This window comes from Streptomyces sp. NPDC093085 (assembly GCF_040683935.1).
Taxonomy (GTDB): domain Bacteria; phylum Actinomycetota; class Actinomycetes; order Streptomycetales; family Streptomycetaceae; genus Streptomyces.
Map to the genome: position 1 here is coordinate 387,087 of NZ_JBFBFB010000002.1, position 17,259 is coordinate 404,345.

The 17,259-nt window shown below is 68.7% G+C and carries 22 protein-coding genes; 13 read left to right on the plus strand and 9 right to left on the minus strand.

All coding sequences use genetic code 11. From position 1 onward, the window contains the following. Positions 1-34: 34 nt before the first annotated feature. From AB0O07_RS08395 to AB0O07_RS08420, 6 genes are all read right to left on the minus strand, one after another. Positions 35-259: a hypothetical protein gene (locus AB0O07_RS08395; RefSeq protein WP_365628965.1), complete on the minus strand. Its 225-nt coding sequence runs from the start codon at positions 257-259 to the stop codon at positions 35-37. Positions 260-361: 102 nt separating this feature from the next. After that, a complete protein-coding gene (locus tag AB0O07_RS08400; RefSeq protein ID WP_365628968.1) occupies positions 362-1,399 on the minus strand; it encodes a DUF2637 domain-containing protein in 1,038 nt (345 codons plus the stop codon). Then, a complete protein-coding gene (locus tag AB0O07_RS08405; RefSeq protein ID WP_365628971.1) occupies positions 1,396-1,962 on the minus strand; it encodes a WhiB family transcriptional regulator in 567 nt (188 codons plus the stop codon). The genes AB0O07_RS08400 and AB0O07_RS08405 overlap by 4 nt, the downstream gene beginning before the upstream one ends. A gap of 119 nt (positions 1,963-2,081) precedes the next feature. Beyond that, entirely contained in the window at positions 2,082-2,786 is a 705-nt protein-coding gene (locus tag AB0O07_RS08410; RefSeq protein ID WP_365628974.1) for an ATP-binding protein, read from the minus strand. Next, the gene (locus AB0O07_RS08415; protein WP_365628977.1) at positions 2,786-3,793 is read right to left on the minus strand and encodes a hypothetical protein; all 1,008 of its coding nucleotides are present in this window, start codon (positions 3,791-3,793) and stop codon (positions 2,786-2,788) included. Before AB0O07_RS08415 ends, AB0O07_RS08410 begins: the two co-directional genes overlap by 1 nt. A gap of 1 nt (position 3,794) precedes the next feature. Continuing rightward, complete coding sequence (locus AB0O07_RS08420) at positions 3,795-4,121, minus strand: transcriptional regulator (protein ID WP_365628980.1); 327 nt, start codon at positions 4,119-4,121, stop codon at positions 3,795-3,797. Positions 4,122-4,637: 516 nt separating this feature from the next. On the opposite strand from AB0O07_RS08420, the gene AB0O07_RS08425 reads away from it, so the two are divergent. The 4 genes from AB0O07_RS08425 to AB0O07_RS08440 all read left to right on the plus strand — a co-directional run bounded on the left by AB0O07_RS08425 (position 4,638) and on the right by AB0O07_RS08440 (position 8,034). Beyond that, positions 4,638-5,126, plus strand: a complete 489-nt coding sequence (locus AB0O07_RS08425) for a helix-turn-helix domain-containing protein (protein ID WP_365628983.1) — start codon at positions 4,638-4,640, stop codon at positions 5,124-5,126. A 73-nt stretch (positions 5,127-5,199) separates the two neighbouring features. Then, complete coding sequence (locus AB0O07_RS08430; RefSeq protein ID WP_365628986.1) at positions 5,200-5,715, plus strand: hypothetical protein; 516 nt, start codon at positions 5,200-5,202, stop codon at positions 5,713-5,715. Then, positions 5,712-6,833 carry an MAB_1171c family putative transporter gene (locus AB0O07_RS08435; RefSeq protein ID WP_365628988.1) on the plus strand — a complete coding sequence of 374 codons (1,122 nt, stop codon included), beginning with the start codon at positions 5,712-5,714 and terminating at the stop codon, positions 6,831-6,833. Before AB0O07_RS08430 ends, AB0O07_RS08435 begins: the two co-directional genes overlap by 4 nt. 10 nt (positions 6,834-6,843) lie before the next feature. Beyond that, on the plus strand, positions 6,844-8,034 hold the full coding sequence (locus tag AB0O07_RS08440) for an amidohydrolase family protein (protein WP_365628991.1): 1,191 nt from the start codon (positions 6,844-6,846) through the stop codon (positions 8,032-8,034). Between the two features lie 119 nt (positions 8,035-8,153). Here AB0O07_RS08440 and AB0O07_RS08445 read toward each other — a convergent pair whose 3' ends face one another. Both AB0O07_RS08445 and AB0O07_RS08450 read right to left on the minus strand, forming a co-directional pair. Beyond that, positions 8,154-8,399, minus strand: a complete 246-nt coding sequence (locus AB0O07_RS08445; protein WP_365628994.1) for a DUF397 domain-containing protein — start codon at positions 8,397-8,399, stop codon at positions 8,154-8,156. Next, positions 8,396-9,220, minus strand: coding sequence for a helix-turn-helix transcriptional regulator (locus tag AB0O07_RS08450; RefSeq protein ID WP_365628997.1), 825 nt, complete (start codon positions 9,218-9,220; stop codon positions 8,396-8,398). The genes AB0O07_RS08445 and AB0O07_RS08450 overlap by 4 nt, the downstream gene beginning before the upstream one ends. A gap of 368 nt (positions 9,221-9,588) precedes the next feature. Between AB0O07_RS08450 and AB0O07_RS08455 the strand changes: the two genes are divergently transcribed. The 4 genes from AB0O07_RS08455 (at position 9,589) to AB0O07_RS08470 (ending at position 11,593) form a co-directional block, all read left to right on the plus strand. Further along, positions 9,589-10,038, plus strand: coding sequence for an ATP-binding protein (locus tag AB0O07_RS08455; RefSeq protein WP_365629000.1), 450 nt, complete (start codon positions 9,589-9,591; stop codon positions 10,036-10,038). Further along, positions 10,035-10,553 (plus strand): DUF6415 family natural product biosynthesis protein, encoded by a 519-nt coding sequence (locus AB0O07_RS08460; protein ID WP_365629003.1) that lies wholly within the window; start codon positions 10,035-10,037, stop codon positions 10,551-10,553. Before AB0O07_RS08455 ends, AB0O07_RS08460 begins: the two co-directional genes overlap by 4 nt. Then, positions 10,550-10,969 carry a hypothetical protein gene (locus AB0O07_RS08465; protein ID WP_365629006.1) on the plus strand — a complete coding sequence of 140 codons (420 nt, stop codon included), beginning with the start codon at positions 10,550-10,552 and terminating at the stop codon, positions 10,967-10,969. Before AB0O07_RS08460 ends, AB0O07_RS08465 begins: the two co-directional genes overlap by 4 nt. Positions 10,970-11,056: 87 nt before the next feature. Beyond that, positions 11,057-11,593: a hypothetical protein gene (locus tag AB0O07_RS08470; protein WP_365629009.1), complete on the plus strand. Its 537-nt coding sequence runs from the start codon at positions 11,057-11,059 to the stop codon at positions 11,591-11,593. A gap of 158 nt (positions 11,594-11,751) precedes the next feature. Here the strand turns inward: AB0O07_RS08470 and AB0O07_RS08475 are convergent, their stop codons facing one another. Then, positions 11,752-13,101, minus strand: a complete 1,350-nt coding sequence (locus AB0O07_RS08475; protein ID WP_365629012.1) for a tetratricopeptide repeat protein — start codon at positions 13,099-13,101, stop codon at positions 11,752-11,754. 445 nt (positions 13,102-13,546) lie between these two features. Here AB0O07_RS08475 and AB0O07_RS08480 point away from each other — a divergent pair, with 445 nt between their 5' ends. Genes AB0O07_RS08480 through AB0O07_RS08500 form a run of 5 tightly spaced genes read left to right on the plus strand, consistent with a single transcriptional unit; the run spans position 13,547 to position 17,259 of the window. Continuing rightward, the gene (locus AB0O07_RS08480) at positions 13,547-14,188 is read left to right on the plus strand and encodes an rRNA adenine N-6-methyltransferase family protein (protein WP_365629015.1); all 642 of its coding nucleotides are present in this window, start codon (positions 13,547-13,549) and stop codon (positions 14,186-14,188) included. After that, on the plus strand, positions 14,188-15,375 hold the full coding sequence (locus tag AB0O07_RS08485; RefSeq protein WP_365629018.1) for a metallophosphoesterase: 1,188 nt from the start codon (positions 14,188-14,190) through the stop codon (positions 15,373-15,375). Before AB0O07_RS08480 ends, AB0O07_RS08485 begins: the two co-directional genes overlap by 1 nt. Beyond that, positions 15,375-16,196 carry a TauD/TfdA family dioxygenase gene (locus AB0O07_RS08490; protein ID WP_365629021.1) on the plus strand — a complete coding sequence of 274 codons (822 nt, stop codon included), beginning with the start codon at positions 15,375-15,377 and terminating at the stop codon, positions 16,194-16,196. Before AB0O07_RS08485 ends, AB0O07_RS08490 begins: the two co-directional genes overlap by 1 nt. Continuing rightward, positions 16,193-16,738, plus strand: a complete 546-nt coding sequence (locus AB0O07_RS08495) for a deoxycytidine deaminase (protein ID WP_365629024.1) — start codon at positions 16,193-16,195, stop codon at positions 16,736-16,738. Before AB0O07_RS08490 ends, AB0O07_RS08495 begins: the two co-directional genes overlap by 4 nt. Next, the gene (locus tag AB0O07_RS08500) at positions 16,735-17,259 is read left to right on the plus strand and encodes a dCTP deaminase (protein ID WP_365629027.1); all 525 of its coding nucleotides are present in this window, start codon (positions 16,735-16,737) and stop codon (positions 17,257-17,259) included. Before AB0O07_RS08495 ends, AB0O07_RS08500 begins: the two co-directional genes overlap by 4 nt.

Below are 17,259 nucleotides of genomic sequence, written 5' to 3' on the forward strand. Positions count from 1 at the left end.
TGACCGGTGGTGGTGACCACCGGATCGTTGGCCGTCACCGGCTCGACTCCGGATTTTCCTGCCGCAGTTCGCGGACGAGTTCCTCTATCCAGTCCATGGCCAGGACCGGGTGGTGGAGGGTCCAGGGGCGACTTTCCCGGGTTCGCTGCACGATCCAGGTGTTGTCGGGGCCGGACTGGGCCCGGTGCAGGTGGCCGCGCTGGTGCAGGACGGTCAGCCAGGAGTTGACCTCGGCGGGTGTGGCCGGGCGGGTGCGCATGGGGTTGCTCTCCGCTTCGCTTCGGAAGGATGTGGGGCGCGTGTCCGGGGGCGGGTGACCGGCCGTGGTGTCCGGATCGGTCACCCGCCTCGTGCTGTCCTGTCAGTTCCGGCCGGAGGTGACCGGCTGTCCGTGCTGTTCGCGGAGCTGCGCCATCAGGGCGGTCAGGGTGTCGCTGGACAGGGGTATCTGCTGACCCCGGATCGCCTGGGCGACCACCTTGCGGGTCAGCTTGTCCTCGGCCCTGACCGCTGACCGGGCGATCTTCAACAGTTCCTCGGTGTCCGGGTCAGACCGCCGGGCTGTCCGGGTGTCCCGGTCAGTGACCGGCGGGAGGCTGTCCTGGTCGCCGGTGACCGGCTGTGTGCTGGCCGGTCGGTCAGTGACCGGCGGGGCCGTGTCTGACTGTCCGGGCAGGTCAGCGGTCTCGTGCGGCTGCTCGCGGTCACCGGTGACCGGGCTGCTGCTGTCCGTCGGTGCGCTTTCCCCGGTCAGTGCCGAAGGACTCGGGGTCTGCTTGTCCAGGGACAGTCGCGGCCGGTCGGTCAGGGCAGTGACCGGCTGCCCGGCGCTGACCTGACCGGCCTGCGGCTGCTGCTGACAGACCCGGTCAGTCCGGGTGACCGCGATGGCCTCCGATCGGTCAGCCTCCTGACCGTCGTGACCGGCCTGACCGAGGTCCTCTCGGCCACTGCCCTTGACCGGGCCCCGGGCGAACAGGATGTAGAGGTGTACGGCTCCGGCGAGTGCAAGCGGGGCGATGGTGGACAGCGCTGCGACCACCGTGTCCCCGAGGCGGAGGCCGGTGTCGGCGACCGCTTCCTCGTTGAGTCGCACCGCGTGGAGGGCGTTGGCCCAGATGCTGGCGGCGGTGGCAGTGCCGAAGAGCGTCCAGACGTAGAGCCGGGCACGCAGGGGCGCATCGCGGAGGACCAGGAGGGCCCGTATGCCGTAGGCGATGAACCCGTCGATCACCAGGGGGAAGAGGTAGGTGAGGAGACCGCGGATGTGGATGGCAACGGCCATCTGCTGGAGGGCGTCGTACGACAGGGCGCACCCCGCGCCGCCCAGCGCGATGACCACCGCGCGATCCCAGCCTGTGATGTGCGCCGCCGCCTTCGGCGCGCTCGCGGTGCTCACGCCGCCGTCCCGAAGTCGTCGCGGCCCAGGCGCCCGTCCTCGGTCTCGACAGGCGGGGCGTCCTCCGTGGTCAGGCCCAAGTCCCGGTTGCGCAGGGTGCGGCGGGTCTCGCGGTACAGCTTCTGGGCGTGTTCCTCGGTGACCTTCAGCAGCCAGGCAAGGCGCTGTTCGGTGAGGCCGTGACGGTAGGCGGCGTGGACGACCGCGCGGCGCTCGGCCTTGGTGAGGTGGACGTCGCGTCCGGCGATGGTGGCGTTGACGCGGCTGTAGTCGAGGCGGCGGGCGAGCTTCTCGTGCAGCGGTCCGCGCTCCTCCTCGGTCATCCCGCCCCGGATGCCGTCGGTGTCGCCGCCTTCGAGGGCGGCGTCCAGGCAGGTGCGGCGGACCGGGCACTGGCGGCACAGTGACTTCGCGGCGGTGATCTTGGCGGTCGCGTCGGGCTCGGGGAAGAAGATGTCGGGGTCCACAGGGTTGTACTCGGTGCTCTGGCAGACGGCCTGGTCCTGCCAGGTCTGGTCGCCGAGCGACCGGTGGCGGGCAGGGCTGATCGTCTTACGGGTCATGGGGGTTGCTCCGATCGCTCTCCACTCGCGGGGGTGTCGGCGGAGAGGTGCGCTGGGTCGAGAGGTGCGTGGGGGCGGCGCGCTGAGGACGCGGTCCGACGTGGCGGCCTGTGGCGGAGTCAGGTGGCGGTGCGGTGGCGTCTGCGGTCGACCGGTTCGAACTCGACCCGGGTGGTCATCTGCGCGAGCCGGGAGGCGACTCGATCCCCGATGTGGGCACGCAGGTCGCTGATGCGCAGGTTGGTGGTGATCAGCGTCGGGCGCATGTGGTTGTACCGCCTGTTGATCAGCCGGTACGTCACTTCCTCAACCCACTCGGACGCCTTGGCCGCGCCGAGGTCGTCGATGATCAGCAGCGGGCACCGACTCACGGCCGCCAGCTCCCGCTCGCTGTCGCCCCCGGGCCGGGGACGCAGGTCGGCGTACAGGTCGGCGGCGGTGGTCGCGCGCCAGCGCACGCCGACCCCGCCCTGCACCAGCCGCCGGACCGCGCCGTACGCCTGGTACGTCTTGCCCGCGCCGACGACCCCGGCCATCAGCAGGCTCGGGCCGGTCGTGACCTGCCGCCGGGCCCCCCGACTGGGTGCGACGGCCGCTTCGGCGACTTCTCGGGCCCAGGCCAGGACCCGAGGGTGGTCGGCGACCGCGTCCTGGTAGCGCGGGGGCATCCCGGCGGACAAGGCGTCCAGCGGGGAGAAGGGCTCAGGCTCGTCGACCAGCGCGGCGACGGCGGCCGGGTCGACGTTGCGGGCGGCCAGGATCCGGGCCATCCGGTCCAGGGTGCCCTCGCCGAGGGTCTGCGGTTCGCGGGTACGGGTGCGCATCACAGCTCCTCGGCATAGGCGGCGGCAGCATCGACCGGGTTGGTCCACGCCTGGTGAGCGGGCACGTTAGGCCGGACCCCCGGCCGCGCCAAACCGCCGGGACGCGCGTTCATGGCCTCGTTGACCATGCTGGTCAGCACGCTCGGATGCTTCGGGTTGGCCGCGAAGTTCTGGAGCCCCGCCCGGACGTGCTCCGGGGCGATCCCCTCGCCCAGGAGCGTCTTGGCGATTCGCCCGAGGTGCCCGATCACGTCCTTGGGCGGACGCTCTTCGCAGGCAGCGATGTACTCGCCGACAAGTTGGTTGACCGAGACGGTGACTGCGGGCGCTGTGCGCCCCGTAGGGATAGAAGATCCAGGATCCAAGATCCTAGATCCAGGCGCCGAGCCCTCTCCAAGACTTCGGGGAAGACTCTGGGATTCCTCGGCGAATCCGTTCTGACCCGCTGCTTTCACGCCCACGCGGCTGGGGGTGCGGGCCATGCCGTCGAAGGCGTCCCGCAGGGTTGCGGGAGCCTCGATCGCGTGGCCGCGAGGCGTCGCGGGCGGATCGAGAGCTCGGGGAGCATTCGGCGAAGCCTCGGGGAGCCCTCGGTCAGGGGTGGGTGACTCCTCGCTCCATTTGGTGCAGATGCCCTTGCAGGGGGCGCACCGGTCGGCCCCCTGGTGCTGCGGGCAGGAAGGCAGGCGGGACTGGCTGGGTTTGTCGATCTTCTGGTGGTCGAACCAGGTCACGATATGCAGGTAACGGCGGCCGTCGCAGCCGGTGTACCGGCAGATCAAGCCGGCGTTCGCGAGCTGATGGAGATCGTCCTCGACGTGGACCGAGGTGTGCTCGGCGCGCAGGGGCCAGAGCAGCCCGGCGATGATCGCGGCGTTGTCACGGTGACGGCCGTGGTCGTCGGCCTGGGTGAGCAGCCCGAAGAAGGTTCGCTCGGCCTCGACGCTCACCTCGGCGAGCGACTCGGAGACGAACGCCTCCGGCTTGACGGTTCGGATCCGCGCCATGTCAGCGGCCCCGATCAGCGGTGCTCAGGTCGCTTCGGTTGAGAGTCGCGTCGGCGAGGTCGAGGGTGTGCGGACGGGACCAGTCCACGTCGGGCCAGACCCGCAGGATCCAGCGGGCTGCGATCCGAGTGGTCGTGCGGCCCAACTCCACCGTCTCCCCGGCCTGGTCCTTCACGGTGGCGTGCGGATGGGGCCACACCTCGTTGGGGCCGGTGAGGCTGACGCGGATGGTGGCCGCCCCGGGAATCATGTCGGCGAGCTGGGCGACGAGACGGTGCTGGCGGCCGGTGTCCGGGCAGGCCGGGGTTTCGCTTGGCATGGCGAGCATGCGATACTCCGTTGTTTGCAGGAGCGCGGTGCGGCGGTTCTCGTGCAAAAGCCCCGCCGCCCGCGAGATGTGAATCGGTGCCCTTCGGGGTGCTGGCCCGGCGTCCCGGAGTTGGTAGCTCCAGGGCGCCGGTCTCATTCCCCCGCTGTTCGGCGGTCACGGCGGCTTGTACGTCATGTGCCCCCCTTCGCCAGTCGGCTTCCCGCCCTCTGCGGGAGCAGCACCATATGAGGACGCGGCGGCAACAGTCCAGCAGTGTTTACCCCGCCCCACCAGCCATTTCCTTCCTGGCTGGAGCCTCTCGTCCAACAGTCACCCCCGGCTGCCCGGACCGATTCTCGAACGCCATGGACGTACGAGGCTGAGGTCTCGTCTGCTCCGTACACTCCAACCCTATCCACTGACGTGAAGAAGTGATCGCCATCTACTTCCACTTCAGTGGAAACCGCCCGGGGAGCGTAGCACCACGTCCACTGTGGTGAATGACGCACCTGGCGTTGTTTTCACTCAGGTAAGGTGGCCGAGGCCATCGGCCCGGAAGGAGGACGCTTGAGCGAGCAGGGCCCCCGCAGCCTGGCGGAGAAGATCAACCATCTGTTCGACGCCATCAGGTCGCCCAGCGGGCAGGAATACAGCAACGAGTACGTGGCCGCCTCCATCGGGAAGGGCGGCGTCACCACCATCTCCCAGAGCTACATCTGGCAGCTACGCAAAGGGAAGAAGGACAACCCGACCATCAGCCACCTGCAATCGCTGGCTGACTTCTTCGGCGTTCCCGTTGCTTACTTCGTCGATGACGGGGTGGCCGGCAAAGTCGAGGGGAAGATCGAGGCGCTACGGGCTCAGCAGGAGCGCGTGAGCGAGGCCATCGGCACGGGCGACGTGAAGCTGATGGCGATGCGTGCCGGCGAGCTGTCGCCGGAACGCCGCAGACAGGTGATGGATCTCCTGGACGTGGTCTACAGGCTGGAGCAGGCAGAGCGCGGCCAGACCACGAACGACTGATCAATACCGGAATGGAACTGTTCGCAGGCAGGAAGGGGGAGGTTCGTGCCGAATATGTGCTGGAGAGATCTTCATGAAGGAGCGAGAGCTTCGACGCCGCTGTAAGCGGGAACTGCGGGCCCTGGACATACGGCCGCCACTGCGAGTGGACGTACTCTGCGAGCAGCTCGGCGAGCGTCGTGGGCGCCCCATCCGGCTGGTGGCCCACCCGCTTCCGATGCCTGGGCCCTTCGGGGTATGGATCGCGACGGACGCGGCCGACTACATCCTGTACCAGCAGGAAACCAGCAAGACCCACCAGGACCACATCATCCTGCACGAGGTCGGCCACATCCTGGCCGATCACCAGCGTGTCGACACCGACGACGAGTTCCTGCAGACAGCCATGCCCGAGGTCTCACCGAGCATGGTCACCCGCGCACTGCGGCGCACCTCGTACGACGAGGCGCACGAGCGTCAGGCGGAACTGGTGGCCACGATCATCCTGGAATGGGCCTCCGTGCTGGACCGCGTAACGCCCTGTCGGGCAAGCGATCCGTCGGTGCACCGCGTCCAGACCGCCCTCGGGGACCGACGGGGGTGGCTGTGAACTCCGCCATGTACCTGACCGCCGGGCTGCTCTTCCTCGCCGTACTGTGGAAGGTCTACCAACTCTTCCAAGCACCGAGGGACCGCGCTCTGCGTGCGGTCACCTTCTGCCTCATCTGCACGGCCGGATCGTTCTCCACCGGACTGCCGACTGAGAAACGCGCCCTCAACACCTCGGTGGGCACGGGCGCGGCCAGCCTGGCCGGGAACGTTCTGCTCCTGTGCGCCGTCTACTGGCTGCTCTCCTTCTATCTTCACTCCGCAACCGATCGTCAACAGGCAAGTAGGCGTGCCCGCCTTGAGGTGGTGCCGCTGATGACGACGGTGATCGTCATCACGCTGGCGACCCTGACCACACCGGCTGCCGTGCGCGGGCATCCGTACGGTACCGCCGATCTGCACACGCCGCAGGTCGCGGCGTTCTTCATCGCGGCCCAGCTCTATCTGGTCTACGCGCTGGCCACCACTGCCTGGTGGACCAGCCGCTACGCCCGGGTCTCGCAGAAGCCCGCGACCACGGGCTTGTGGTTGACCGCAAGTTCGCTCGTGTGCATGGCGGCGGCCAACGCTCTGCGCATCGCGATGGACCTAGTCGATTGGCGCGGCGGGGCCGTCCCGGTTTGGCTGGACCGGGGCGTGGCCGTGCTGTTCGCGCTCGCGATACCGGTCTTTGTCGTCGGCCTGAGCTATCCCGGTGTCATGCTGCGTCTGGCGGGTTTCCGGATCTGGCGCCAGCATCGCCGTACGTACCGGCGCCTTCGCCCGCTGTGGCAGCTGCTGCACGAAGCGTTCCCGCAGGACGCTCTGCACCGTAAGCCCTCCGTCATATGGCGCGAGGACCTGACCGTACGCGGAGTACACCGCCACTACTACCGCCGAGTCATCGAATGCCGGGACGGCCTGGTCAGGGCCAGTCCGTACATGGCCCACCAGGCAGTTCAGGACGGCCTCTCCCCCGAGGCACTGGCCAGCCACCTGCGCCCGGCGCTGCGCTCCCAAGCAGCAGGCGAGCCGGCGTCTCCGCACGCCATCGCCGTAGCCCTGCCGGGCGAGGACAGCATCGACGCCGACGCGCGACAGCTGGTGGCCCTCTCCGACGCACTCGCGAAACATGGATAGGAATCACGTCATGGCGGACCTACTGATCACGGCCGGTCGAGTACTCACCGGGCCCGGCGGCGAATGCCTGGAGGACGGCGCCGTACTCATACGCGGGAGTGTCATCACCGCGGTCGGCCCGCCCGAGACGCTCACGGCGCTCGCGCCCGACGGGATCCCGACGAAGTCCTTCCCGGACGCCACGGTGCTGCCGGGCCTCATCGACGCGCACGTCCACCTCGCCTTCGACGCGAGTGCGGACCCGGTCGCCGCCCTCCAGGGCAGCGACGACGAGACGCTCATGGTCGGCATGGCCGACCGGGCACGCCAACTGCTCGCCAGTGGGGTGACCACGGCGCGCGACCTGGGCGACCGGAACGGGCTCGCCGTACGTCTTCGCGACGCAATCGCGGAAGGAGACCTGTCCGGTCCCCGGATCCTGGCTGCGACCACACCACTGACCTCGGCCGGCGGGCACTGCTGGTTCCTCGGCGGCGAGGTCGAGGGCGAGGACGCCATCCGAGCCATGGTGCGGCGCAACGTAGAGGCCGGAGCCGATGTCATCAAGGTGATGGCCACCGGCGGCGGACTTACCCGAGGCGGCCCTGCGGTCTGGCAATCGCAGTTCGGCGAGGACGACCTCCACGTCGTGGTCGAGGAAGCCCGCCACGCCGGCCTGCCCGTCGCGGTGCACGCGCATGGCACCGAAGGCATCGAGGCGGCCGTGGCCGCAGGAGTGAACACGATCGAGCACTGCACGTGGATGGCCGAGGACGGTGGATTCAACCTCCGCGAGGATCTCGCCGCCAAGATCAAGGCCGCCGGAATCCACGTCTGCACGGCCACCAGTCCCAACTGGCGGGCGTTCGCCGAACGGGTCGGCCACGAACGGGCCGAGGAACTCTTCACGTCGATGCGCTGGATGGCCCAGCTGGACGTCCCGATGATCGCCGGTACGGACGCCGGGGTGACGCGGGCGGTCTTCGACAAGATCGTCAACAGCATGGACTTCTACCAGTACCTGGGGATCCCGCTACCGAAAATCATCGACATGGCCACTGTCAACGCCGCCCGCGCTCTGGGCATCGGAGCCGACACCGGACGGCTGGCCGAGGGGTACCGCGCCGACATCCTCGTAGTGAACGGCAACCCCCTCGATGAGCTTGACGCCCTCAGGCGCGTGCGCCTCGTCCTGGCCGCCGGCCGTCCCTTCCCCGGCTAACGGGCAGAGCGAGGCCCTCTGGCGGATGCCAGGACCGTCCGTCAGGGTGGCTGAATGTGAAGGGGCCTCCCCACATGCCCTGGGGAGGCCCTCTCCGTATCTGAGATGCGGTGCGCCGATCAGTGTTCGACAATCCCGGAGTCGGCCTCGCCCGAGTTCACGAGTCCGATGAAGCCCGTCCAGGCTGCGGAGGCGAAAGCAAGGGCCGGCCCGCTCTTGTCCTTGGAGTCGCGTACGCCGACGAGGCCCACGAGCTTGGCCGTCTCCACGCAGTTCTGGTTGTCCTGCGAGCTGTACGACGACTTCGTCCAGTTCTCCTCGGGAGCCAGGTCGGTGGAGACGGGGATACGCTTCTGCTGAGTCATGTCCATAGTTTCTTTTCGAGGGCGTTCAGGATTTGCGGCGTCTGGGACGGTCCTGGCGCCGCCTTGACCATGGCATCGAACTGCCGCTGGTACTGCCCCACATCCGACTCCTTCGACCACATGGTCGTGGCCTTGGCACTGTCGCTCTGAACAACAGGGCCAAGATCGGCGAACGTCAACACCGTGAAGTTGAAGGCCGCTCGGTAGGTGGGCAGGTCTTCGGGGATGATCTGCACCTCGACGTTGTCGAGTTCGTTGAGGCGAATGATCTCCGCGTACTGGGCGCGCATCACGTCAGCCGATCCGACGACCGTACGCAGGGTGCTCTCTGTCAGGATTATGTGGACCTCGGTGCCACCTGACGACAAGAGTTCCTTGCGTTCCATCCGCAGGCGAACACCACGTTCAACGAACTCAGTGGTGCGCTCCTCCACGATTTTCGCCGAGCCGGCGAGTGCCCGAGCGTAGGACTCGTCCTGCAGGAGACCGTGGACGACGTTGTTCTCGTATCCGCGAATCGCGATCGCGTCCCGCTCCAGACCGACGTACATCATCACGCCGGAGGGCAGGACACCCCGGTAGGAGATGAAGGGCTCCTTGCTCAAGGAGTCGCGCTGCATCTTCAGCAGCTCAGCACGGTCGTCCGGATCCTCGACCGCGTAGCGGTCCAGCATCTTTTCCAGGTCGGCGAGCTTGGGCAGCGGGATGTCGCCTGCCTCAACCCGGCTGATCTTGGAGCGGGAGAAGCCGAGCGCCGTTGATACGGACTCTGCGGTCTCGCCGGTGCGTTGGCGCAGCGTCTGGAGTTCTTTGCCGAGCATGACCCGGAGGTATGTCGGTCCTCGTCGTGCGGCCACCTGTCCCCTCACTTCGATGTGCTGTCGGTCAGGCCGATGGCCCAGCCCGGCAGCAAAGAGTATTTGTCCAATGGGACTGGGTTTCAGTCCGGAGTCTGACACGCTCCGCCTCCCGTGCAACACCCCCTGTCGGTTACGGGGCACTTGCCAATGTGGGCTGAGGCGCCCATTCACCCGCACGTTCCCTTGAATGTTAACTATGACGTGCGTGACGCTGATCGGGCCGAACAGCACTGCTTCGGGCCGCTGCCCGTCGCGATCTGCCCACCAGAGCCAGCCGAAAGCTGCTGTACGTCGCAAGTTGCCAACCTGCCGACGAGGAGGACCTGAACGTGAAAACCGAGTCGGTGGAGGCCGTTTCCGTGGCCCGCGAGTGGTCACTGCACTACACGATGGTGCCGGGCTCGGTGCATCTCGCGCGGATACATGTTCGTCGGCACGTGACGGGGATGGGCTGGCGGGGCGATGTGGAGGAGGCAGTACTCATCGCGTCCGAGCTGGTGTCCAATTCCGTCGTCCACGCACGAGTCCCGGGGGAACTGCTCACGCTGAGCGCGGCGGTCCTCAACAACGGTGGCCTTCTCCTCGACGTGTCAGACCCCGTCGGGGCGTTCCACTGCGTCGATGCGGTGGCCGAACAGCGGGTCGATGCCGAGAGCGGCCGGGGACTCGTCATCGTCCGCGGGCTGGGGGCCCACCTCTCGTGGTTCCTGCGTGAGGGCGGCGGCAAAACGGTTCGGGCGTACGTACCCGCCGTCGCGCCCGTGAGGGGATCCTGGTGAGCACCGCCCATTCGATTACTGCCGCGGGGCGCGCCCGCCCCGCCCCGGATCCTCTGATGTGGCCGAGCCGTTGGAGCGAGGACAATGCCACACTTCATCGCATCCTGGCTGGGCTGCGGGAGCCCGAGGTACCGGATGCGGTGGCCGGGTCGGACCACATCTATGACGATCTCGAATCGGTTCTCGGCGTGCAGGCGGAACCTTCGCCGGGGGAAGTCGAAGAGCTGACCCAACGGATGCGGGCGGCCCTGATCACTCTGAGCGACGACCTCCTTCGGAAGTCGCACGAAGGATCGGCATACATGGACGCCGAGTTGGCCGGTCGCATGTCGGCCCTCTGTGCGCAGGCGGCGCCCGTCGAGTTCGTAGCAGCCCGTGGACATCTACGCCGCCTGGCGATGGCCGCGCTCGAAGCGCTGGACCTGCTGGCACAGCCGTTCGGTGACCCGAGACCGGCCGGCGGTCCCGTCGGTGGGCCCTCGCAGATTGTCGGGCAGAGCGGGTGGTCGGCGTGACGACGTTGCCGCGCGCCTTCTGGGGACATGTCGACTTCGTCGGCGACTCGCCGTTGGCGGAACCGCTGAACAACCTCACGACGACGGCGCCGGGTACGGCGGTGAACTGGGTGCGCGAGTCCGTACGCCAGCTGAGTCCCACGTTGGACCGCGAAACCTTCCACTACGTCTGGGGCTGGCTCGGCGATCACCGGGCTGTGAACGCGGCCGTCCTGAGTCTGCGCAGGGGAACACCGTACGGGTTCGCCCTGGAGACATCGATCGGCCTGTGGACGTGGAGCGTCCGTCCCGTCTCCGTGCTCCCCGCCATCGATACCTGCTCCAAACGTCCATGGACGGAAGGCGAGTTGTCCGTCCTGACGTGGTCGAGCCCGGCCGGCTCGGGCCCTCTTCCGCTCACTTTCCCGGAGTGCTGACGGACAACGGCACTCGGCGGCCACCGAGACATTCCCGGAACGGCCGTCCGATCACTGAAACACGGCTCAGCTGAAAGGGAGTTTCATATGCGTGCCAGCCACGCGGAGATCGAACTGGACAATGTCCTGCGGGCTGCCGGCCTGCGCGTGTCCACGAAAGTCCCCTCTGAGGGGTCGCTTCTCATGTTGAGTCCGTTCGACGCCGCGACCGCCATCGAGTTGACCAGGCTGATCCGCCAAGGGATGAAGCGCACCTACAGGATCGTCGAGGCACTCCGTACGTTGCTCGGCGGCCATGGACTGGAGGCGCCCGGCATCTGCGTGGACAGAGGGAAGATCCGGCTCGGCGACGTCTCGGTCCCGACTGCCGACCGCCTCGCGTGCCTCCTTGGCGCGCCGCCCCAGGACATCAGGGTGGATCTCACGGAGTGGCCCGAGGCTCAGCAAGTCATCGACCGGCTCGGTTCCGCTTTCAAAACCGCCACCGGCGGCGGCTTTCTTGATCCTCTGTTCCACCCTGACTGCCTGCGATGCGACGAGATCGCTGCCGTCGAACTCGGCTCCATCGACGTACGGACCGCGCGCCGCCTCGTCGCCGTCCTCCGCTTCGGAGTACGCCCATGAAGCCGTGGCCAGCGGTGGAGCACGGTCGGCCCGCCGGAGGCGGACGTGGATCGGCTGCGGATCGCCAGCTTCGTCCGACCGTACGCTGTGGAGGAGTGATCGCGGTGAATCTGCGGGGAGCGGGCCACCGACGCGCCTCACCGGCGGCTCCAGCCGAGTCAGGCGCTCGCGACTCCGCCGTGGGCGTCGATGGAGGGCGGCAGGGTACGTACTCGCTCTCGCAGGTCCTCGACTCCGGCCGCGTCGGTCCCGGCGAGAGCCGAGTCGAGCTGCGCGAGGCGGGCGCGGGAGGTGGACCGCAACCGCGCGGCAGGCACCCGGGCGAGGACTCCGTTGGCGCGCTGCGCGGCGTCGGAGGGCTGGGCGGTGGCTTCGGCCTGGGCCATGACCAGAGCGGCGGCGGCCCAGCCCGGCGTTCCGGCGGTGGCCGCGCTCAGGGACATCTCGGCGCAGGCCATGGCCCGTGGCGTCCGGCCCAGGATGCGTTGGGCATCAGCCTCGTGGAGGGTGTGCTCGGCGTGGTCGTACCCGAACCGCCCGGCTTCCCACCCCTGTGCGTCCGCTTCCAGCTCTCGAATCGCCTCGGCCAGTGCCTCGTCGGCTTCCCGCTCCCGGCCGAGCGCTGCAAGGGAAGGAAGCCGCGCCCACGCGTGCATCTGGGCGCGTGGAAGTCCGGAAGGCGCGCAGGCCAGGCCACGTTCGGCGTGGGCCAGGGCGACGGTGTGCCGGTCGGCGGCCCGCGCGAGCATCGCCTGCGCGCCCCAGGACCAGGCCGTCAGGCGGGCGTCACCGGTACGTTGGCCGTAGCTGACGGCGGTGGCCAGATGGGCTCGTGCGCCGGTGGGGTCGCCGAGGTGGAAGGCGATGTTGCCCAGGAGGGCGGAGAGTCGGCCGACGCTCCGGCGCAGTTCGGTCTCGACCGACTGCGGCGTGGGGGCGCTGGTGAGGGCCTGCCTCAACAGTGCGCGGGCCCCGTGCACTTCGGCGAAGAGTACGTGGGGCGGGTGCTTGCTGTAACCGAGGGCATAGTGCTCGATCGCGGCGTCGGCCAGGTCCGCCACCGTGGAGCTGCCTGCTGGCTCGGCGAGCAGCGCAAGGTGCAGAGAGTCCCGGACGGCCGGCAGACCGGCAGAGGTCGTCATGGTCACCATGCTTTCCCGTGCGGGAGGGTCGCACGCTTGAAGCCCGGGGGCACTGTATCCAGTGAACTGCCCTCGCCAGGCTCGTTCACCGGCTGTGGCGCGGTCGAGCCCGAGTTGTTCCGGGCGGGCCCGGTAGACCGCGCACAGCGCCTCGGCGTACTCCGCTCCCGGCCGCTCGTAGGACCGGTGCTCCCAGCGGCAGAGCATCGACTCCGACAGGCCCGGCGGCAGCAGCCCCCGGGTCCGGTAGAGCACACCGACCTGTTCGACAGTGCGGGACCGCGGCCAGCCGAGGGCGAGGCGCCATGCCTCCAGGGGCCGCACTTCTGGCAGTTCGGCGCGGATGATGTCGGCCGTCTGCTCCATCCCGTATCCGCCTCGCAGGCACCGTGCTCGGATCTCGACGGCGGTCTTCCTGATAGCGGCGCGACGCGATCGACTGACCGTCATCATTTGCGCACCCCCGGCGATGAGGCTGACTGTGCGTCACGGTATCGGAGGCCCCGCGCTGCGGGGAGGGCGCCTCGCTCCTCCTCTACGGACATTGCGAGTTGCCCGCAATGCCCGCAACCGACAGCGGCAATGACTCTCCCTCTCGGCGGCAGGACGATGTCGGTGCGGCGCCACGTCGGCGCAACGGCCCTTCACCATCGCGCGGCCCGAATCCTTCCCGTCCGACGGCCGCGCAGCCAGTACCGGCGCCGTCCGTCGATGACCCGTACATGCCTCCCCGTTGCGTCATGGCTCTTCGACCGCCCCCCTTGCCCGAATAGGAGCGACATCAGTGACGGCCTTACCCCAGCATCCTGAAGTGACGTCCTTGCGAACGACGCCGCCTCGCGCCCACGAGCGGGCCCGTGTGCCGCTCACCTGTGATGGTCTGGCCACCGCCGACCTCCTCGCGCAGGCCGGCTTCGACACCCGTGCCGATCTCGGCCAGCACTTCCTGCGGTCGAAGGAAGCGGCGCATCGGCTTCTGGAGTGCGCCGAACTGCCCGAGGACGCCAAGGTCCTGGAGGTCGGGGCGGGGCTGGGCACGCTGTCCGCCGCCGTGGCCGGCACCGGCCGACAGATCTGGGCGGTGGAGAAGGATCGGCGACTGGGAGGCATCCTCCTGGACGCCCTGCGGCGCTTCGGCCCACGGGCGCGCGTCAGCATCGCGGATATCCGTGAGGTGGACCTCGACGGAGGTCTCGACCCCGGAAGCGTTCTTCTGGCGATCATGCCGTTCGACTGGGAGCTGTCGGCGGCGCTCACCCGGCACGTATTCGGCTCCACGTCAAAGGTGGTCCGGGGGACCGTCGTGGTGCCGAGCCGGACGCTGGACCAGTACCGGGCGGCCGAGGAGGAGGCCGGAGGACTGCGGGTGAGGGAGGTCGACGGGATCTCCCGTTCCGAGTTCTGGCCGAAGGCGCCGGGCGCGCTGCGCGTCGTATCTGTCGAGAGGCAGTGATGGACACGCCGCCACTGATCGTCACGAACGATTTCCACTCCTGCGTCCCCCAGGGCCGGCGCATGCTCGCCGCCGTACGCGCGTACCGGGCCCGGGGCGCGTGGGTGCTGGACGCCGGCGACTTCTTCGGGGGCAACGCCTTCCACGAATTCTCCGAAGGGAGGGTGGAGGAGCGTCTCCTGGCGGACCTCTACGACGCGCTCGTACCGGGCAACCACGACCTCGCCGATCTGAGGCGGCTGGAGAGCCCGGACCGCTTCCCTCCGGTGGTGTGCGCGAACCTGCGTCCGCCGCCGGGATTCCCGGGGCGCTGGGAAAGCGGCCTCCTGCTTCCGGAACGCGGGCTGAAGGTGGGCGTCGTCGGATACCTGGGCCGGCAGGCGTACGAGGCGGTCCCTGCCGGAGAGCGTGCCGGATTCGGCTTCGTGGATCCGACGGCCGACCTGATCGCGGCCGAGCAGGACCGGCTGCTGTGCTCCGGAGCGGACATCGTGATCGGCGTCAGCCACAGCGGCTTCGCCCTCGATGTCGCCGACCAGGAGAACGGCTGGCCTTTCTCCACCGTCCTATCCGGGCACTGCCACAGCCCCTGGTACCACTGGGCGTCCGCCGATCGGCATGTCGTCAAGGCACCGGAGACCGGCGAAGGACATCTCCGCCTCGACCTCGACCGCCATGGTGGCCACCGGTTCATTGTCGAGACCGTCTCGGCCACATCCGGCACGACGTTCACGGACGGGCTGGGGGATGTGCTGTCCCGGTACGTGTCCTGGGGAGCCGAGCCCATCGGAACCCTGCCCACTCCCCTCCCGGACCGCAGGAATGTAGCGCGGCTGCTGGCCGAGCGGGCTCAGGCCGCCACTGGCGCCGATGCCTTCTTCTTCAATCTGTGGGCGCTACGGGGCGGGCTGCCGCAGATCGTCACCCGCCAGTCCCTCATGGACTGTGCCCCCTTCGACACCGACCTTGTCCTCTTGAACGACGAACACCCCATGGACGCCGTCCAGGACCAGGCATGCCTCCTCAACGAGGAACTCGCCACGAGCCTGGCGAACCCGGCTTCGGCCTCCGCGTACTCGCTGGCGACCACGAGCTACCTCGCCGACCGGCTGGGCCTCGGGGCCCGGCCCGTCGTCCCCCCGCGCACGCTGCGCGGGATCCTCACCGATCTCGTTACGGAGTCCTGATGAGCGACGTGCTGGCCCTGGAGAGCCACGACCTGCTGTACGGCCCCACCGCACCGCGCGAGTTCGCGAGCCGCCTCGCCGTCGAAGGAGCCGGACAGGCCGTGGTCACCTTCCCCGAGAACACGGAGCACCGCCACAACCTCGAACTGAGCATCGGACTGCTCTCGGCACTGGGCCCCGTGCTGAGCGTGTACCCGGCCGACGGTTGCTGGAGCGACCTGGAGGTACGGACCGAGGCCGACCCCGCCCGAACCCACGGAGTCGGCGAGAACCGGCTCCACGTCGATCTCGTGGACCGCGCGCTCTGCCCGCGCTACATCGCCTTGTACTGCGTCCGCGAAGACCTCCAGGGCGGGGGTGCGTCGGCTCTGTCCGATCTGTGGGCCGCCGCCGACGAGCTGACGGTCGCCGAGCGGGACCTGCTCGGCAGGCCGGCGTTCTCGTACTGGGCCGACCAGGACGTGCACGGTGTCGGTGAGAGTCTGCCCCGATTCGCCGTACTGCCGGAGCGGATCGGCTCCGGCGCACCGATCCGCTTCACCAGCAAGATGCTCCCCCACCTCCGGCGAGGCGACCTCGTCGAGGCCGACAGCGGCGCCGTCCCCTCCATCATCGACGCGTTCGACCGGCTGGCCGATGCCGCCTTGAGGCACCGCGTCACCGTTCGGCTGGCCCCGGGGCAGTTGCTCGTCTTCGACCAGTGGCGCTACGCGCACGGTCGGATGCCGCTGGGCCAGGGCCAGGAAGCGATTCCCGCCGGACGACGGCGCCTGCTGAAACAGGGGTACGTGGGACACCTGAGCATCGGCGGTGGCCTGTGATCCTCACCGGCTCAGCCATCCAGCAGGCCGTTGTCCGCGGGGACATCACCATCGAACCCTTCGATGCGTACCTGCTCAACCCCAACAGCTACAACTACCGCCTCGGCGAGGTGCTGAAGGTCGCGGTCGCCGGACCGGCCGATCCCCGCGCGGAGACGGAGCTGGAGACGATCCGGATCCCGGCCTGTGGGTACGAGCTGAATCCGCGCACGGTGTACCTCGGCGCGACGGTCGAGCGGACCGGCAGCTCGCGCTACGTACCGAGCCTCATCGGCCGGTCCTCCCTCGGACGCCTCGGCTGCTTTCTCCAGATCTCCGCCGACCTCGGACAGCTCGGGGCCATCCACCGATGGACGCTGGAGATCGTCGTCGTCCAGCCCCTCACCCTCTACCCGGGGATGCGCGTGGGCCAGGTGTCCTTCTGGGAGAGGGCTGGTGCCGCGATGCCGTACGTCGGGCACTACGGCAGGCTCAGCGAACCGTCCCCCTGCTCCCCACGTGCCTTGGCCGGCGCCCTGGCGCACGAGAGGACCGCGGCGTGATCCTCACCGGACCGGAGATCCACGCCAGGGTCAAAAACGGCGAGATCGAGATCTCTCCGTTCGACCCGGCCCTTCTGAGCCCCAACAGCTACGACTTCCACCTCGGCGACAACGTCGGTTGGTACACGAACCGGCCCCTCGACTGCGCCCGGGAAAACCCGTTCGAGTCGCACACGATCCCGCCCGAGGGCATGCTCCTGGCCCCGGACCGGATCTACCTCGCCGCCACCGCGGAGCGCATCGGCAGCGACCGCTTTGTGCCGATCATCCGTGCCCGTTCCTCCGTGGCCCGGCTCGGACTGTTCATCCACGTCACCGCCGACCTGATCGACATCGGCTCGCACAACCGCCTCACCCTTCAACTCCACGCGGTGCAGCCCGTGAGGATCTACCCGAACCTGCGGATCGGGCAGGTCACGTTCTGGACGGTCGAAGGCGACATCGTCCTGTACGACGGCAAGTACCAGGGCGCCGAGAAAGCGATGCCCTCCCAGATCCACCGCGACTTCGAGGGGCGGTGA

Excerpts from the sequence above, each read along its gene's own strand:
- AB0O07_RS08395 (WP_365628965.1), bottom strand. The coding sequence starts at position 259 with ATGCGCACCCGCCCGGCCACACCCGCCGAGGTCAACTCCTGGCTGACC.
- AB0O07_RS08405 (WP_365628971.1), bottom strand. The coding sequence starts at position 1,962 with ATGACCCGTAAGACGATCAGCCCTGCCCGCCACCGGTCGCTCGGCGAC.
- AB0O07_RS08410 (WP_365628974.1), bottom strand. The coding sequence starts at position 2,786 with ATGCGCACCCGTACCCGCGAACCGCAGACCCTCGGCGAGGGCACCCTG.
- AB0O07_RS08415 (WP_365628977.1), bottom strand. The coding sequence starts at position 3,793 with ATGGCGCGGATCCGAACCGTCAAGCCGGAGGCGTTCGTCTCCGAGTCG.
- AB0O07_RS08420 (WP_365628980.1), bottom strand. The coding sequence starts at position 4,121 with ATGCTCGCCATGCCAAGCGAAACCCCGGCCTGCCCGGACACCGGCCGC.
- AB0O07_RS08430 (WP_365628986.1), top strand. The coding sequence starts at position 5,200 with ATGAAGGAGCGAGAGCTTCGACGCCGCTGTAAGCGGGAACTGCGGGCC.
- AB0O07_RS08440 (WP_365628991.1), top strand. The coding sequence starts at position 6,844 with ATGGCGGACCTACTGATCACGGCCGGTCGAGTACTCACCGGGCCCGGC.
- AB0O07_RS08445 (WP_365628994.1), bottom strand. The coding sequence starts at position 8,399 with ATGACTCAGCAGAAGCGTATCCCCGTCTCCACCGACCTGGCTCCCGAG.
- AB0O07_RS08450 (WP_365628997.1), bottom strand. The coding sequence starts at position 9,220 with ATGCTCGGCAAAGAACTCCAGACGCTGCGCCAACGCACCGGCGAGACC.
- AB0O07_RS08470 (WP_365629009.1), top strand. The coding sequence starts at position 11,057 with ATGCGTGCCAGCCACGCGGAGATCGAACTGGACAATGTCCTGCGGGCT.
- AB0O07_RS08475 (WP_365629012.1), bottom strand. The coding sequence starts at position 13,101 with ATGGAGCAGACGGCCGACATCATCCGCGCCGAACTGCCAGAAGTGCGG.
- AB0O07_RS08485 (WP_365629018.1), top strand. The coding sequence starts at position 14,188 with ATGGACACGCCGCCACTGATCGTCACGAACGATTTCCACTCCTGCGTC.
- AB0O07_RS08490 (WP_365629021.1), top strand. The coding sequence starts at position 15,375 with ATGAGCGACGTGCTGGCCCTGGAGAGCCACGACCTGCTGTACGGCCCC.